The 13,252-nt window shown below is 69.8% G+C and carries 17 protein-coding genes; 3 read left to right on the forward strand and 14 right to left on the reverse strand.

All coding sequences use genetic code 11. From position 1 onward, the window contains the following. The first annotated feature begins 58 nt into the window (after nt 1-58). Both IO20_RS0116895 and IO20_RS0116900 read left to right on the forward strand, forming a co-directional pair. Nucleotides 59-562, forward strand: a complete 504-nt coding sequence (locus IO20_RS0116895) for a single-stranded DNA-binding protein (RefSeq protein WP_030553036.1) — start codon at nt 59-61, stop codon at nt 560-562. A gap of 376 nt (nt 563-938) precedes the next feature. Continuing rightward, complete coding sequence (locus IO20_RS0116900) at nt 939-2,231, forward strand: Cys-Gln thioester bond-forming surface protein (RefSeq protein ID WP_342668766.1); 1,293 nt, start codon at nt 939-941, stop codon at nt 2,229-2,231. A 317-nt stretch (nt 2,232-2,548) separates the two neighbouring features. Here IO20_RS0116900 and IO20_RS0116905 read toward each other — a convergent pair whose 3' ends face one another. The 13 genes from IO20_RS0116905 to IO20_RS0116965 all read right to left on the reverse strand — a co-directional run bounded on the left by IO20_RS0116905 (nt 2,549) and on the right by IO20_RS0116965 (nt 10,334). Then, on the reverse strand, nt 2,549-3,811 hold the full coding sequence (locus IO20_RS0116905; RefSeq protein ID WP_030553040.1) for a tyrosine-type recombinase/integrase: 1,263 nt from the start codon (nt 3,809-3,811) through the stop codon (nt 2,549-2,551). Beyond that, entirely contained in the window at nt 3,811-4,008 is a 198-nt protein-coding gene (locus tag IO20_RS0116910) for a helix-turn-helix transcriptional regulator (protein WP_030553041.1), read from the reverse strand. Before IO20_RS0116910 ends, IO20_RS0116905 begins: the two co-directional genes overlap by 1 nt. Before the next feature lie 2 nt (nt 4,009-4,010). Then, nucleotides 4,011-5,381, reverse strand: a complete 1,371-nt coding sequence (gene repSA / locus IO20_RS0116915) for a replication initiator protein RepSA (protein WP_037635702.1) — start codon at nt 5,379-5,381, stop codon at nt 4,011-4,013. Between the two features lie 14 nt (nt 5,382-5,395). Further along, nucleotides 5,396-6,037 carry a DNA methylase gene (locus tag IO20_RS0116920; protein WP_425423730.1) on the reverse strand — a complete coding sequence of 214 codons (642 nt, stop codon included), beginning with the start codon at nt 6,035-6,037 and terminating at the stop codon, nt 5,396-5,398. A 50-nt stretch (nt 6,038-6,087) separates the two neighbouring features. Continuing rightward, nucleotides 6,088-6,276 carry a hypothetical protein gene (locus tag IO20_RS0116925; protein ID WP_425423728.1) on the reverse strand — a complete coding sequence of 63 codons (189 nt, stop codon included), beginning with the start codon at nt 6,274-6,276 and terminating at the stop codon, nt 6,088-6,090. 89 nt (nt 6,277-6,365) lie between these two features. After that, a complete protein-coding gene (locus IO20_RS0116930) occupies nt 6,366-6,914 on the reverse strand; it encodes a GGDEF domain-containing protein (protein ID WP_030553049.1) in 549 nt (182 codons plus the stop codon). Nucleotides 6,915-6,919: 5 nt separating this feature from the next. After that, on the reverse strand, nt 6,920-7,249 hold the full coding sequence (locus IO20_RS0116935; protein ID WP_030553051.1) for a hypothetical protein: 330 nt from the start codon (nt 7,247-7,249) through the stop codon (nt 6,920-6,922). 11 nt (nt 7,250-7,260) lie between these two features. After that, nucleotides 7,261-7,416, reverse strand: coding sequence for a hypothetical protein (locus tag IO20_RS39750; RefSeq protein ID WP_106978635.1), 156 nt, complete (start codon nt 7,414-7,416; stop codon nt 7,261-7,263). Nucleotides 7,417-7,435: 19 nt separating this feature from the next. Next, nucleotides 7,436-7,627 carry a mobile element transfer protein gene (locus IO20_RS0116945; RefSeq protein WP_030553054.1) on the reverse strand — a complete coding sequence of 64 codons (192 nt, stop codon included), beginning with the start codon at nt 7,625-7,627 and terminating at the stop codon, nt 7,436-7,438. 12 nt (nt 7,628-7,639) lie between these two features. Next, a complete protein-coding gene (locus tag IO20_RS0116950) occupies nt 7,640-8,341 on the reverse strand; it encodes a DUF2637 domain-containing protein (protein WP_030553056.1) in 702 nt (233 codons plus the stop codon). Between the two features lie 29 nt (nt 8,342-8,370). Beyond that, a complete protein-coding gene (locus tag IO20_RS40740; protein WP_169749536.1) occupies nt 8,371-8,547 on the reverse strand; it encodes a hypothetical protein in 177 nt (58 codons plus the stop codon). A gap of 84 nt (nt 8,548-8,631) precedes the next feature. Further along, a complete protein-coding gene (locus IO20_RS0116960) occupies nt 8,632-9,987 on the reverse strand; it encodes an FtsK/SpoIIIE domain-containing protein (protein WP_030553058.1) in 1,356 nt (451 codons plus the stop codon). Between the two features lie 2 nt (nt 9,988-9,989). Further along, on the reverse strand, nt 9,990-10,334 hold the full coding sequence (locus IO20_RS0116965; RefSeq protein WP_030553060.1) for an SCO3933 family regulatory protein: 345 nt from the start codon (nt 10,332-10,334) through the stop codon (nt 9,990-9,992). A gap of 427 nt (nt 10,335-10,761) precedes the next feature. Here IO20_RS0116965 and IO20_RS0116970 point away from each other — a divergent pair, with 427 nt between their 5' ends. Beyond that, nucleotides 10,762-11,808: an NsdA family TPR-like regulatory protein gene (locus IO20_RS0116970; RefSeq protein WP_030553062.1), complete on the forward strand. Its 1,047-nt coding sequence runs from the start codon at nt 10,762-10,764 to the stop codon at nt 11,806-11,808. Here IO20_RS0116970 and IO20_RS0116975 read toward each other — a convergent pair. Continuing rightward, entirely contained in the window at nt 11,792-12,586 is a 795-nt protein-coding gene (locus IO20_RS0116975; protein ID WP_078946112.1) for an NUDIX domain-containing protein, read from the reverse strand. The two genes, IO20_RS0116970 and IO20_RS0116975, sit on opposite strands and share 17 nt — an antisense overlap. Nucleotides 12,587-13,252: the final 666 nt, after the last annotated feature.

The raw sequence follows: 13,252 nt of genomic DNA on the forward strand, positions 1-13,252 counted from the left end.
GGATGGGTGTCGACAGGAGAAGGACAGCGAAGCGAACGCAGGGTGGGGGACGGGGACCATGAACGAGACGACCGTGACGCTCGTCGGCAACGTGGCGACGGCGGTGGAGTACCGGGACACGGCGACGGGCGGAGTGGCCAGGTTCCGCTTCGCGGTGACCGCGCGCCGCTGGGACCGCGAGCGGGGGCTCTGGTCCGACGGGCACACCAGCTTCTACACGGTGTCGGCCTGGCGCTCGCTCGGCGCCAACCTCGCGGCCTCGGTGTCCGTCGGGGAACCCCTCGTCGTGCACGGCCGCCTGAGGGTGCGTGAGGACGAGCGCGACGGACAGCGGAAGACCTTCGTGGACGTGGCCGCCGTGGCCGTCGGACACGACCTGAGCCGGGGGACCGCGGCGTTCAGGCGGGCGGCGCGGCCGGAGCGGAGGGCGGAGCCGGAGCAGGTTCGGGAAGAGGTGCGGGAGGGGGCGGCGCTCGGTCCCGCGCCCGGAGACGATCCGTGGTCGGAAGCGGCGGCAGCCGCCGCGGCAGAGGAGGCGAACCGCTTGGTGACCGTCCCCTGACCTTGTGTTGTGGGGATTTGTCGACCAACTCGCCCTGAGTGATAACGATTCCGAGTCGGAATGGTTATCTGACCGGAAGGCAGGGCACCGGGGGGTTCCGCTTCCCTAGGATTCGCGAGTACTCATGTGGCACGTGAGCCCATCGGGTCTGTGAATTCTGCTGGCGTGCGCTCCCCCCACGCGAATCGACCAAGTTCGCGGAGCGGCTCGCCCGGAGGGGAATGCAATGTTTTCATTTCGTGGGCGAGGCGCTGCCCGCCTTGCCGCCGCGACCCTGGTCTCCGGCCTTGTCGCGGCCGGATCGATAGCGACCGCTGTTCCGGCCTTCGCCGATGACGCGCCGGGTATGGGTGGCGTCACCGCGAAGCTCGGCGGTATGACCGAGGACCGTGGGGCCGTTCAGATCACCGAGAAGGACGGCAGCAGCTGGCCGGTCGACGGCGGTCTGTTCAAGATGGAGGTCGAGGGCGGCGGCACCCTCTTCACCTACTGCATCGACCTCCGCACCGAGGCGAAGCGCGACTTCGACTACAAGGAAGTCGGCTGGGAGGAGTCCTCCCTGCACAACAACGAGAACGCGGGCAAGATCCTCTGGATCCTGGAGAACGCCTACCCGAAGCTGTCCGCCGACGCCCTCGGCGGCAAGCTGGGCGTCGACCTCGACAAGAAGGAGGCCGCGGCCGGCACCCAGGCCGCGATCTGGACCCTCTCCGACGACGTCAAGGCGACGCCGAAGGAAGAGGACGCCAAGAAGCTGACCGAGTACCTGCTCGAGAAGGCCGTCCAGCTCGACGAGCCGAAGGCCTCCCTGAGCGTCTCCCCGTCCTCCGTCGCGGGCAAGGCCGGCGAGAAGATCGGCCCGGTCACCGTCGACACCAACGCCGAGACCGCCAAGGTCTCGGTCGCCGCGGGTGCCCCGGCGGGCGTCACGCTCGTCGGCAAGGACGGCAAGCCCGTCACCGAGGTCCCGAAGGGCTCGACCGAGGTCTTCTTCGACGTCCCGGCCGGCACCGCCGACGGCGCCGCCGAGCTGACCGCCGAGGCCACCACCAAGGTCTCCCTCGGCCGCGCCTTCGTCTCCATCGACGGCCCCTCGCAGACCCTGATCCTGGCCGGCTCCAGCGAGTCCACGGTCACCGCCAAGGCCTCCGCGACCTGGGCGAAGACGGGCGCCGTCCCGGCCGTCACGGTCGCCAAGGACTGCGCCAAGGGTGGCCTCGAGGTCATCGCCTCCAACGAGGGCGACGAGGCCTGGACCTTCGACCTGAAGGGCACCTCGCACACGGTCGCCCCCGGCGAGAGCAAGACCATCGCGGTCCCGCTCGCCGAGGACGAGGCGTACAAGTTCACGATCACCGGCCCGAACGGCTTCGAGGAGACCTTCGAGGGCGTCCTGGACTGCAAGACGGCCACCCCCGGCCCGAAGCCGTCCGAGACCCCCACCACGGAGCCCTCGACCGAGCCCACCCCGTCGACGTCTCCGTCGACGTCCACCGGCACCACCGGTGACACCACGGGCGGCTCCACCGGCACCACCGGTGGCGGCGACCTCGCCGAGACCGGCAGCTCCAACGCCACCCCGATGATCGCGGGCATCGCCGCCGCGCTCGTCCTGGTCGGCGGCGGCGCGGTGTTCTTCCTCCGCAAGAAGAAGACCGCCGGCAACTGACCCGGGCTCCCGGTGCCGGCCCCGTCGGCACCGGGACGGAACCCGGCCCCATGGAGTGATCTGCGTCACATCCGCATCACCCCGTGAACCCCGCACGGCCCCGGACCGCACATCGCGCCCGGGGCCGTCGCACGTCCGGGCCCTGCCCCCGCCCCGAACGCCCCCGTCACCCCCCGCCCGTCCCCCTCGGAACTCCCGGCTCCCGCCTTACCGGTTTCCGCCTGAGGGTGGCGGTCAGGCAAGATGGGGTGTTTCTCTCCGACCGAGGGCGCAAAACAGCCCCTCACCAGCAGGTTTCCCGCCGATGAGGGGCCGTCTCAGGCAGCCTGGGCCGTCTCTGGGCCGTCATGGGCGTGACCGGCGGCCCGGTACATCTCGGAAATGGCTTTCCGGGTCCGCGTCTCGCTGCTCGGCATGAGGTGCGTGTACACCCGGAGCGTGAACCCCGGGTCGCTGTGCCCGAGGTAGAGACTCAGCGCCTTGATGTTCTCGCCGGCGTCCAGGAGGACCGAGGCGTAGAAGTGCCGGAGCGCGTGCATCCCGTGCTCACGAGCGGCGGCGTACCGGTGCCCCTTCTCCGGCACGGGGATGATTCCGGCGGAGGCGAGCGCCGGCTTCCATGTCTGGTCATTGAAGGCGTTGCTCCACAGGGCCGTTCCGGCAGGCGCCGTGAACACGAGCCGGTGAGTCACCGTCGGCCCGCTCGGCGTCAGCCACGGCAACGTGACCTCGACCGGCGGGAAGCGCTTCATGTGCTCGCGCAGAGCCGCCGAGACCTCAGGGTCGAGGGGGACGTCCCGGAGTTTCCCGCGCTTCGGAGGGGCGAAGACGAGCCCACCGCGCACCTTCTTCACCTGCTGACGGACGTAGAGCCAGCCGAGATCCCCGATGTTGTCGACGGAGACCCCGAAGATCTCCCCTTGCCGGAGCCCGCAGCCGGCGCCCACGTCCACCATCGCCTGAAAGCGCTCGGGCAGACCGGCACGGACCCCGAAGACCTGGGACGCGGACCAGGGATGCACCCGAGTCGGCGCCGGCCGGGGAGCTTTGACCGAACGGGCCCGGCAGGGATTCGAGGCGAGGAGCCGATCGTCCACGGCGGCGTTCAGCACCGAGGACACCGCGTCGAAGATGAGCCGCCGGTACGAGGCGGACCCCACGGTCTCTTCGAGCTGCCGGCTCCAGTCGCGGATGTGCTCCGCCTGGAACGAGCCGATGGGACGACCGCCGAGGTACGGAAGCGCGTGAAGGCGAAGGCGTCCTTCCACGGCGGCACGGCTGCTCAGGTCCGTGGTGAGAGCGGCGATCCAGCGCTCGGCGTACTCCCGGAACGTCGTCCGACTGGCCTTGGGGTCGATGTACTGCCCCCGCGCCATGTCGGCCTCGATGTTGGTCAGCCAGACGTCGGCCAAGCGCTTCTGCTTGTCCGGGAAGCTCTTGCTCTTCTCCGAGCCGTCGGGGCCAACGTAGCGAGCGCGGTAGCGTAAACCGATGCCGTAGCGGTCGGTCTTGACCTTGAGGGGCTTGCCGTCGGGGCCGGTCTCGACCCTGAACCATCGATCCTGGATGTGTCCGGCCATCAGGCAGCGGCCCCTTCCATCTGCGCCTTGACCCAGGTCTGTACGTCGGCGGGGTCGAAGCGCACGTGTCGACCGACACGGAAGCCCCGGGGCCCGGTGCGCTTGCGCCGCCACTGGTAGACGGTCTCGATGGGCACGCCGAGGAGTTCGGCGACGTCAACCGGGGTCAAGTACCGGTCGGGGAGGCTCTGCGGCATGGTCACCACTCCTTCTCTTCGGGCAGGGCGCGTAGGGCTTCGCGGGCGGTCTCGCGGTTGAGCTGGATGTCCCGGGCGATGGAGGCGGCGAGAGCGGCCTCACCGGGGGAGTGGCCCTGGCCGGCGTAGGACCAGGAGTTGAGGACGAGGACGGTATCCGGCTCGATATCGTCGAAGCCGCGGGCGGTGCGTTCCTGCGCGGCGCGGTAGTCGGCACGGGTCTGCCGGAGGTCGCTCAGGGTGGTGGAGTACTGCCGGGACTTGGTGGAGAAGTGGCCCCGGAAGCCGAGCATGTGAGCCCAGGCGAGGAACCTGCGGTCCGGGTAGAGCGGGTCCAAGTCGAAGCAGGCCTCGACAAGGCGCCGGGTGTGGTCGGGGACGCCGAGGAGGACCAGGGCCTCACGGTTGCCGATGCGACGGTCGAGGCTGCCGGTCGTCTCAGCGGCTTTGGTGGAGTACTTGGCGATGTAGGAAGCGACGGCCTGTTCGGTGATGTCGGAGCCGTCGCCGAAGGCTTTGACGGGGCGGATGTCGAGCTGGGATCCCCAGCGGAGCCGACGGGCGGGCTGGTCACCGGCGGCGGGGACGGCGACGGTCGTGTAGGAGTGCACGGCAGCGGACTGAATCGAGGCCGTGAGGAGTTCGGTGGTGGCCCAGGACGGGGGAGGGGTGTCCGGTCCGTCCGGGCCGTCGAGGCGGACGACGACGTGGAAGTGGACGGCGCCCCGCTTCTGGAACTCGGCCACCTTCCCGTAGGAGATCCGGGCGACCTCCTTCAAAGCCCGCTGCGAGAGACCGGCAGCGGCGGCGATCTCACGGCGAAGCCGTTTGGCGAAGCGGTCCCAGAGTTGTCCGGCGTGGTTGTTGAAGAGCACGGCGGCGGCGTAGTCGTACGTGTCGGGGTCGAGCGGGGTGCCCAGTTCGGCGGCGTCCTCGGGGTGGCGAGTGCCGCAGCGGCAGGGCCGGGTGCCGGGCCGGTTGTGCACGGGCCCGAACGACGGCGCCGTGAGCGTCAGGAACACGCGGGGGTGGTCGCGGACGGCGGCGGGGATGTCGCGGCGGTCATCTCCGGCGAGGCCGGCACGGATCAGGTGGTAGGTGTCTCCGGCGTAGGTCCAGGCGCAGGCGGGGCAGCGGGAGGCCCGCCGGTTGCCACAGGCGACCCGGAGTCGTCCGTCGGGTTCGGTGTCGGTGGAGTAGCGGTGGAGGGTCTCGCCGGTGGTCTTGTCCTGGGTGAGGGTCCAGCCCTGGAGGTGGATGGGGTTGGCGCACCCTCCGGTGCGGTGGATCTGTTCCTTCCAGCGGTCGAAGCCGGTGGACCCGGCCACCCGAAGCATGTCGCTCAGGGTGGCCGAGTCCAGGCCCGCCGCCATGGTGGCGGGGTGGGTCACGCAAAGACCTCCTGTCGGGCGGTCATGAAGGCGGTGCCGATCCAGCGGGTGAAGGCGGGCGGGATCGCCTCGGTGAGCTCGGCGTGGACGTCGGTCCAGGTGATGTCCATGGCGTGCTGCATCTCGCCGACGGTGGCCTTGCCGCCGCCCTTGCCGTACGCGGCGACGTAGGGGCCCTCGCGGTGGATGCCGTGGCGGTGGCCGCGTACGTAGCCCCGGTGGCGGGGGTGAGCCGGCTTGGCGGTGGCCCAGCGGCCGAGTTCGAAGTTGCGGTGCCGCAGGACGCCGAGGCCGAACATCTCGCCGCACAGGGTGAGGTCCTTGCGGATCGCGGCCCGGCCGTTGGGCTGCTCGATCACGTACGGCAGCCCGGAGGCGTCGAGGAGTTCGCGGGTCGGGGCGACGAGGTCGACATGGGAGCCGCCCCAACCCTGGGAGTGGTTGGTGCCGACGGTCAGGGCGCAGCCGGCCTGGCAGGGCGGGGAGGCGTGGACGAGGGTGTAGCGCTCGATGTCCCCGGAGGCGATCAGGCGGGTGAGGTAGTCGAGGGCGTCGCCCTGGTGGTAGGCGAAGGGGTAGCGGGGGCGTTCGGCGATGTCGCAGCCGTCGACCGCGAACCCGGCCCGGTGATACCCCATCGCGGCACCGCCGGCGCAGGAGAACAGGTCCAGGACCCGGGGCAGCGCGTTCACGCGGCACCTCGTACGGCGCGGGCGGTGCGCAGGGCGGGGACGGTGTGGCCGAGGCCCCGGCAGGTGGGGCAGTTGACGCGGACGGTGTCCCGGGTGCCATCGACGGCGGGGAGACCGGTGGTGATGGTGACAGTGGCGAAGCCGTCGCAGTCGCGGCAGACGCGCGGGGTGGTCTGGGGCATCATGGGCTTTCCCTTTCGGGTCCGGTGGATCTGGAGGGGGTCAGGCGCCCGGGGCGGCGGAAGTTTGGCGACGGAGGCCGTCCCGGGGCCGCTCAGCGTGTGTTGTTGCGCCTGCCGTGGCCCTTGGCCGCGTACATCGCCGCATCAGCGGCGGACAGAGCGTCGGTGAGGGTGGGTACCGGCAGCCGGCCGGGGTAGCAGTGGCCGACCGAGGCGGAGACCGGCAGGACGTGACCGCCGTGGGTGACCGGCTGCTCCAGTGCGGCCCTGAGGCCGAAGAGGTCGGCCGTACCGGGGTGGGTGGTGATGGCGGCGAACTCGTCTCCGCCGAGGCGGGCGGCGATGCCGTGGCGTCCGCACCAGCCGTCCAGCCGCCGTGCGGTGGCGGTGATGACCGCGTCTCCGGCGGCGTGGCCGTGGGTGTCGTTGATCGCCTTGAAGTCGTCCAGGTCGACCAGGAGCACGAGGGCGCCGGAGTGTTTGGCGATGAGGCGTTCGGCGCGGGCGGTCCATCCGGCGCGGGTGTGCAGGCCGGTCAGCGGGTCGCGGCGGGCGGTGGCCAGGCGGCGCCAGAGCAGTCCGCCGTGCAGGGCCCAGCCCAGGGCCGGTAAGCCCGCCGCCGCGATCGTCTGCGAGTCCACGAGAATCACCGGCCCTTGTGGATGTCGCGGACGACGAGGCGCAGCACGACGGCGATCAGGGCGACGGAGACCCCGGTGATGGCGACGGCGAGGAGCATGGAGACGAGGACGGCGCCGACGACCAGGACGACGGCGCCACCGCCGGCGGCGAGGGCGAGCGCGCTGCCGGGGGTGAGCTGGAGCGTGGTCCGGCGCGCGGTGACCGACGCCGGGACGGGGGTGTGGTCGTGGTGGCAGGCCACCGGTTCGACGGCGGCCGTCGGGGCGGTGGGCTGGGTGAGCGGGATGACGGTGCCGGTCGGGAGCGGGTTGACCGGGATGCGGGGCTGGAGCATGACGGGTCTCCCTACTTGATCGTGGTGTCGATGAGCGGGGCGAGGAGGCTGTCGGCGAGGAGGTAGCCGCCGAGGAGGATTACGGCGACGAGCCACCAGGGCGGGCGAATGAGCTTGATTCCGAGGCCGCCGACGACGATCAGGGCGAGCCAGAGCGGAACGTCCATGACGCGGTTCTCCTTTGGGTCAGCGGGCGGTGCAGCGGTGGGTGCGGGCGGCGAGCTGGGCGGCGGAGGAGCTGGAGTAGTCGGAGGACCAGCCGCAGCGGTCGGCGGTGCAAACGGCGGCGTACTTGGTGCGGCCGTTGCGGTCGCGGTGGGTGCCGATCTGCACCGGGCCGATTCGCATCACGGAGTGGAAGCGGTCGTGGGCGGGCATTACGCTCTCCTTTCAGGCGAGTTGGGCGGCGATGGCGTTGGCCATCAGGGGCGGGACACCGAGGCGGGCACGCAGGGTGTCGGCGTCGATCGGGTAGCCGGTACGGGTGCGGTAGTCGTCGGCGACCTTCCGGGCGTGAGCGACGAGCGCCGGCGGTACGGCCACAGGGGCGGGCTCCGGCTCCGGTGTGGGTTCCGGGACCGGATCCGGTCCCGGGGAGGGGAGGGCCGGTACGGGAGCGATCTCCGGCTCGGCCACGTCGTCCCGCTGGATGACCGCTTCCACGGCCGGGGCAGGCTCGGTGTGTGTGTCGGGTTCGGCGGGCTTGTCGGCCGTCGGGTGCCTGGGGGAGTGGACGAGGAGGGTGCCGCCGAGGAAGGCCAGAGCGGGCCATCCGGCGACGAGGATGCGCAGCCAGTCGGGGACGTCGGTGAGGTCGAGGAGCCCGGCGGTGGCGACGTTCGCGCCGAGGGACGCGACCAGGGCGACTATGAACCAGGTCCAGGCCGAGCGGGCCGAGTCACCGGCCGCCCGGAGTCCCCGGAGGCGGTGCCAGGCGGCGACGAGGAGGAGATCGACGGAGACGGGGTAGGCCCACGCCTTCCATCCGGTCTGGCCGGCGGCTTCGGCGAGGTCGTGCAGGTGGGCGAAGGACAGGGCACCGGCGATCACGGCTTGCACGAGGACGGCGTCCGGCCGGAGCGTGGGGCGCATCGCGGTTCCTCCTTCCTTGATCGACGGGGTCAGGGGGTGGCTTCGCCGGTGCCGAAGCAGGTCAGGCAGAGGGCGGCCTGCTGGTGGTCGGTGTCGCGGAGCTTGCGGGAGCCGACGCGTACGGTCTCGGCGGTCTCGCCGGCGCCGGTGCAGTCGGGGCACTTCTTCGGCGCGGTCTTCCGGGCGGTGGTCTTGCGAGCGGCCATCGGGGCGCCTTCTTTCCGGTTCCGGGCATGGGAGGGGTAGGGATCTGGCGTGAGACGGTCACGCCGACCTTGGGGCGGGTTGGGTCAGGCGATCGCGGGAGCCGTGGCGGCGGCGGGTGCCAGGGTCTTGGCCAGCGGCGGCAGGGCGGGCCGGAAAGCGTCCAGCGCGGGGATCTCCGGGGTGCGGTGGGCGTGGGTGTTGCAGGTGTTCACGGCCCGCCGCAGGGTGAGGTGTGGGGTGCGGATGCGGACCCAGCCGCCGGAGGAGTCGCCGACGACGGCGGTACCGGGCCGGTCGGTGGGGATCTGGATGGTCGCGAGCACGGCGTCCGGGGAGATGTCGCCGAAGGCCATGTTGGCGCTGGTCTCGTCGTTGACGCGGTGGGCGGTGCGGCCGGTGAGCTGGGCCCGAAGCATCGTGATGCCCTTGCCGAGTTCGGAGCCGAAGCGCTGCCCGCAGATCTCCAAGTAGACGCCGGCGGCGCGGCCGAGCTGGGAGAGACGGACGAGGGAGGTGACGATCCGGTCCCGCCGCTTCTCCTCATCCTTAGTGGCGAAGAGCGCGAGTTCGGCGACCTCATCGACCAGCAGGACGATCGGAGTCGGGCGGAGGTGAGCGGGGAGGTCCCAGATGTCGGCGGTGATCTCCGCGTCCGGGATATCGGCGCTCAACCGCTGCTCGCGCCGGATGAGCTGGTAGACGTCCTCCATGTGCCCGACAAGGGCGTCGAGGAGGTCGGCGGCGGTGTCGGGGTTGTCCGCCAGGGCCGTGAACCTACGTGCGAGCGGTGCGAGTTCCACACCCTGCTTGCAGTCGATCCCGACGAGGGCGACATCCAGAGTGGCGAGGGCCGTGACGAGGTTGCGCTGATAGACGGACTTGCCGGACTGGGTGGCCCCGACGTTCAGCGCGTGTGGGATCTGGCGGTAGTCGCGGTAGTAGACCTCCCCGTCCTCCCGCATGGCGACCGGCACCCGCATCACCCCACCACCAGAAAGGGCGGGCATCTGCACGCGCTTGAGGACGTCATAGCCGGTCATCCGCAGCTCGACCACACCGGAGCGGATCTCCCGGGTGGTGACGTTCCGCATGACGAACGAGTGCCGCAGCCGGTCCGACGCGGCAGAGAAGTCGAACGCGTCCTGTCCCGGGCGGAGCTTCACCCGGAGCACCAGCCCCGTCCGCGTCGGCCGCAGCCGCAGAATCCGAGGGAACCGAGACTCCGGAATCGGCCGGCCAGCCAGGCGGGCCAGGGTGAGGCGCCAGCGCGAGGGCGGGACGGTCAGTCCGCAGGCGTCCATGACGGACGAGTACCGGACCAGGACCCGCACGATCGCGAGACCGATACCGAAGGTCAGCCAGTACCAGGCCGGACGCTTCCACCGAAGCAGCAGCGCGACCGTGGCGACCAGAGCGAGGGCGACCGTTAAGGCGGTCATGGTCAGGACGCCTTCGCAGCGGTGAGGGAGGTGACGGCGACGGCGCGGAAGCTGATGCCGTGGCGCTTCTGGCCGTTGAACTCGTTCTCCCACGGCCGGGCGACGACCCCGGTCAGAGCGACCGAGGTGCCCATGGTCAGCTCGCCGGAGATGCCGGTCTCGGGGACGGCCAGGTTCAGGATCTCGGCGTTGCCGTCCATGACGAACATGACGTCGATCGTCATAAGCGTCGCGCCGGTCTCGCGGTCGGTGGCGACCTCACCGGTCTGCCGGTTCGCGATCTTCGGGGTCGGGGGCTGGGCGACCATCACCATGGCCGTGGACGTGTCGACGGGGATCTGACGCATGATGGAGCTCCTTTTCGGAGGGGCGGGAGCGGCGTACTTGCTTGGCGGTAGGGCGCCGCTCCTGTGCGTTGTTGTCGGGCCCAGTGGATGATCCATGGGCGCTTGCGCTCTCAACTGGTGCGCACCAGTAGGTTGCATCTGGTGCGCACCAGATGTCAAGTGGTTCGGCCGGAGTGACTTTTCAATCCGTCTGCCTGGCTTGCCTCTAGAGAACCGCGTGACTCAACGGCCCGGTAGCCAACAGGGGTTAACACCTGTCTGGTTAACCCCTCACGACCTGCGGCAACGTGGGGCATGCTGGCGTTACAGATCGGGCTTCACATGCAGGGCGGCGCACGTGACGAATGGACTGCGGGCAGCAAGGAACGCGCGACAGTGGTCGCAAGAGCGTCTGGTTCATGAGATCGAGCGGCACGCGAGGCAACACATGCTCACCGTCGCCTCAGACGCCAGCCTCCGCGTCTACGTGTCTGAGTGGGAGAACGGCCGGCGGTCCATATCGGAGCGATACGCCAAGATCCTTCGGGCTCTACTTGGTTTCACCGATGACGAGTTGCAGGGCAGGACCACTGGTGTCGCCGCCCCCTCCGTTGAGGCGAACGGCTATGACGAACTCGTGAGCCGCATCGACGCAGCTCGGAACGTGAGCCTCACCATGGTCAACACGTTCATGGACCAGACGGAACTGCTGCGAACCATAGACCGGCAGATGGGGGCCGCCAGCCTCGTCGACCAGATGACAGGGCATCTAGCGACCCTTGAGGACGCCCTCACGTTTGCTGTGCTGCCCGAGACGAGGCGCCCAGTGGCTCGCGCACTAGCTGGAGCCGCAACGTTGGCTGCATGGCAGGCCCTTGATGTCGGATCCATTGAGCGGGCTTGGCGACACTACGAGTTGGGGAAGCACGCCGCCAAGGAAGCCGACGAGCCGATGTATCTTGCTCACGCGATGGCTGAGCAGGCGTACGTGCTCTGTGATGCCGGTCGGCCGGAGACGGCAGTCGAGCTGATCCGAAACGCTCAGCGTGCAGGCGGTGCGGCGATGTCGCCGAGGCTCACCGCTTGGCTCTACGCAGCGGAAGCCGAGATCTGTGCCAAGGCGGGGATGCCCGACGACTGCCGTCGCGCACTGGATAGGGCGATGCAGTACCTTCCGCAGGGCGAGGAGGCGCGTGACCCGGACATGCTCAGTATCTTCCTCAACCACGGGCACCTGACACGGTGGCGAGGCAACGCGCTAGCTTTGATCGGCGATGACGAGGCGGTACGGAGTCTCTACGAGGCTCTCGACGCCATTGATCCGACGTTCATACGAGCGTCGGCAGGTCTCCGATCCGATCTCGCCCAAGCCCACCTGGCGCGCGGCGAGTACGACCAGGCCCACGATCAACTACGGCAGGCCCGCTTGCTCGCGAATAAGACCGGGTCGGTACGCCAGCGCCGGCGAATCGAGCAGCTTACGCAGCGCCTGTAGCGGACTTCTTCGCCGTACGGGACGACAGCACGTGAAGGAGCGCGACGAGCGTTCCCGACCCCATCAGTTCCCCGCGGGCCATCAGCTCGGGGATGTCTGCGAGTGGCACCCAAGCGACGTGGCCGGCTTCTTCGAGGTCGGTCGGTTCGCCAACGAGCGTCGCGCCATTGCCCACGAAGATCTCGTGCGGAGAGTCGACCATGCCCACCATGGGTTGGTACGTCACGACGTGCTCAAGCGCATCCGGCCGCCAGCCGGTCTCTTCCTCGACTTCGCGGAGTGCCGTCGCAGAGGGGGACTCGCCCGCGTCCACGATTCCGCCGGGAAGCTCCCAGCCGAACGACTTCGGGACGAAGCGGTAGCGCCAGAGCATGAGGACGCGATCGTGGTCGTCGATGACGGCAGCAATAGCGACGTGCTGAAGTCGAACCACGTGATGCTCGAACCGCTCGACGCCGGGAGGCTCGACATCGACGAGTTCGAGCTTCACCCACCGGTTGTCGTAGAGGGTGCGCTCACCGTGGATCTGCCACGGCTCAAGATCTGCCGGTGCTTGGACGCTTACGGTGCGGTTCGGCACGCGGTACGAGCTGCGATCATGAACCTCAATGACGCCCTCGGAGACGAGTTTGGCGAGCACCTGCCGAAGCTGTGTCCGTCCGATCTCCAGATCCTGAGCGAGCGTGCGCTCGGAAGGGATCTTGGAGCCCGGGGGGTACTTGCCCGCAGCGATCCATTCGCAAATCGTGCGGTACACCCGCTCCGACTTCGGTCCCATCCTGTGAGCACGCCCCCTTGTGTCTGTTGTGCCGGTCGGCACAAGCCTAGTGGGGCACCCAGTGGCGGGGACAGTGCGCAGGTGCGGTGAGACTTTCTCTACTTCATCAAGGCACCCACCGCGCACGGCGCGGTGCGCGCGGCCCGGCGCCCGGGCCTGCGCTCCTGTCTCCGCCCCGCTCCAGCCCGGCCGCCGTCCGCACGCCTGACAGCTCGGGTTGATGGGCGGGAAGAACCACGGCGTGGCAGGGGCGAGTACGTGACGTGCTGGCCAGGACGATGCCTCCGGCGGGGGCGCTCAGGCTCCGGGATGGAGGGGGCCCGTGGGCGTCTGCCGGCAGCGTTGTGGTGAAGGTGGGGGCTCCCATCCCGCCTGCCATCGACCCAGGCAGAGCCGAGCAGACACGGGCCCTGGCGTCCAGGTCGTTCGTACAGTGGCGCGCTCCACCTGGACGCCAGGACCCGCGCCTGCTCCACGGTGTGTGGGTCGACGGCAGACGGGATGGGAGCGGGGGTGCGCTGTGGCTGGGCGGTCGTTTGGAGCGAGCGGCTACTGCATAGACCCGGACTTAATACTCCAGCTGTAGATCGTGATCTTCATGTCTGATCGGCGGCTTGCCGGTGGTAATGGCTGGTTCTGGATCGGGCCTGGTGGCGGCGCCGCCAG

This window comes from Streptomyces exfoliatus, from assembly GCF_000725545.1.
In the GTDB taxonomy this organism is placed as follows: Bacteria; Actinomycetota; Actinomycetes; order Streptomycetales; family Streptomycetaceae; genus Streptomyces; species Streptomyces exfoliatus.

Bases quoted from the DNA above. Each gene is read 5' to 3' on its own strand.
- IO20_RS0116950 (WP_030553056.1), bottom strand. From the start codon at position 8,341: ATGCGCCCCACGCTCCGGCCGGACGCCGTCCTCGTGCAAGCCGTGATC.
- IO20_RS0116905 (WP_030553040.1), bottom strand. From the start codon at position 3,811: ATGGCCGGACACATCCAGGATCGATGGTTCAGGGTCGAGACCGGCCCC.
- IO20_RS0116895 (WP_030553036.1), top strand. From the start codon at position 59: ATGAACGAGACGACCGTGACGCTCGTCGGCAACGTGGCGACGGCGGTG.
- IO20_RS40740 (WP_169749536.1), bottom strand. From the start codon at position 8,547: ATGGCCGCTCGCAAGACCACCGCCCGGAAGACCGCGCCGAAGAAGTGC.
- IO20_RS0116935 (WP_030553051.1), bottom strand. From the start codon at position 7,249: ATGCTCCAGCCCCGCATCCCGGTCAACCCGCTCCCGACCGGCACCGTC.
- IO20_RS0116965 (WP_030553060.1), bottom strand. From the start codon at position 10,334: ATGCGTCAGATCCCCGTCGACACGTCCACGGCCATGGTGATGGTCGCC.
- IO20_RS39750 (WP_106978635.1), bottom strand. From the start codon at position 7,416: ATGGACGTTCCGCTCTGGCTCGCCCTGATCGTCGTCGGCGGCCTCGGA.
- IO20_RS0116925 (WP_425423728.1), bottom strand. From the start codon at position 6,276: ATGATGCCCCAGACCACCCCGCGCGTCTGCCGCGACTGCGACGGCTTC.
- IO20_RS0116945 (WP_030553054.1), bottom strand. From the start codon at position 7,627: ATGCCCGCCCACGACCGCTTCCACTCCGTGATGCGAATCGGCCCGGTG.
- IO20_RS0116970 (WP_030553062.1), top strand. From the start codon at position 10,762: ATGCTCACCGTCGCCTCAGACGCCAGCCTCCGCGTCTACGTGTCTGAG.
- IO20_RS0116920 (WP_425423730.1), bottom strand. From the start codon at position 6,037: ATGGGGTATCACCGGGCCGGGTTCGCGGTCGACGGCTGCGACATCGCC.
- IO20_RS0116900 (WP_342668766.1), top strand. From the start codon at position 939: ATGACCGAGGACCGTGGGGCCGTTCAGATCACCGAGAAGGACGGCAGC.
- repSA (WP_037635702.1), bottom strand. From the start codon at position 5,381: ATGGCGGCGGGCCTGGACTCGGCCACCCTGAGCGACATGCTTCGGGTG.
- IO20_RS0116975 (WP_078946112.1), bottom strand. From the start codon at position 12,586: ATGGGACCGAAGTCGGAGCGGGTGTACCGCACGATTTGCGAATGGATC.
- IO20_RS0116910 (WP_030553041.1), bottom strand. From the start codon at position 4,008: ATGCCGCAGAGCCTCCCCGACCGGTACTTGACCCCGGTTGACGTCGCC.
- IO20_RS0116960 (WP_030553058.1), bottom strand. From the start codon at position 9,987: ATGACCGCCTTAACGGTCGCCCTCGCTCTGGTCGCCACGGTCGCGCTG.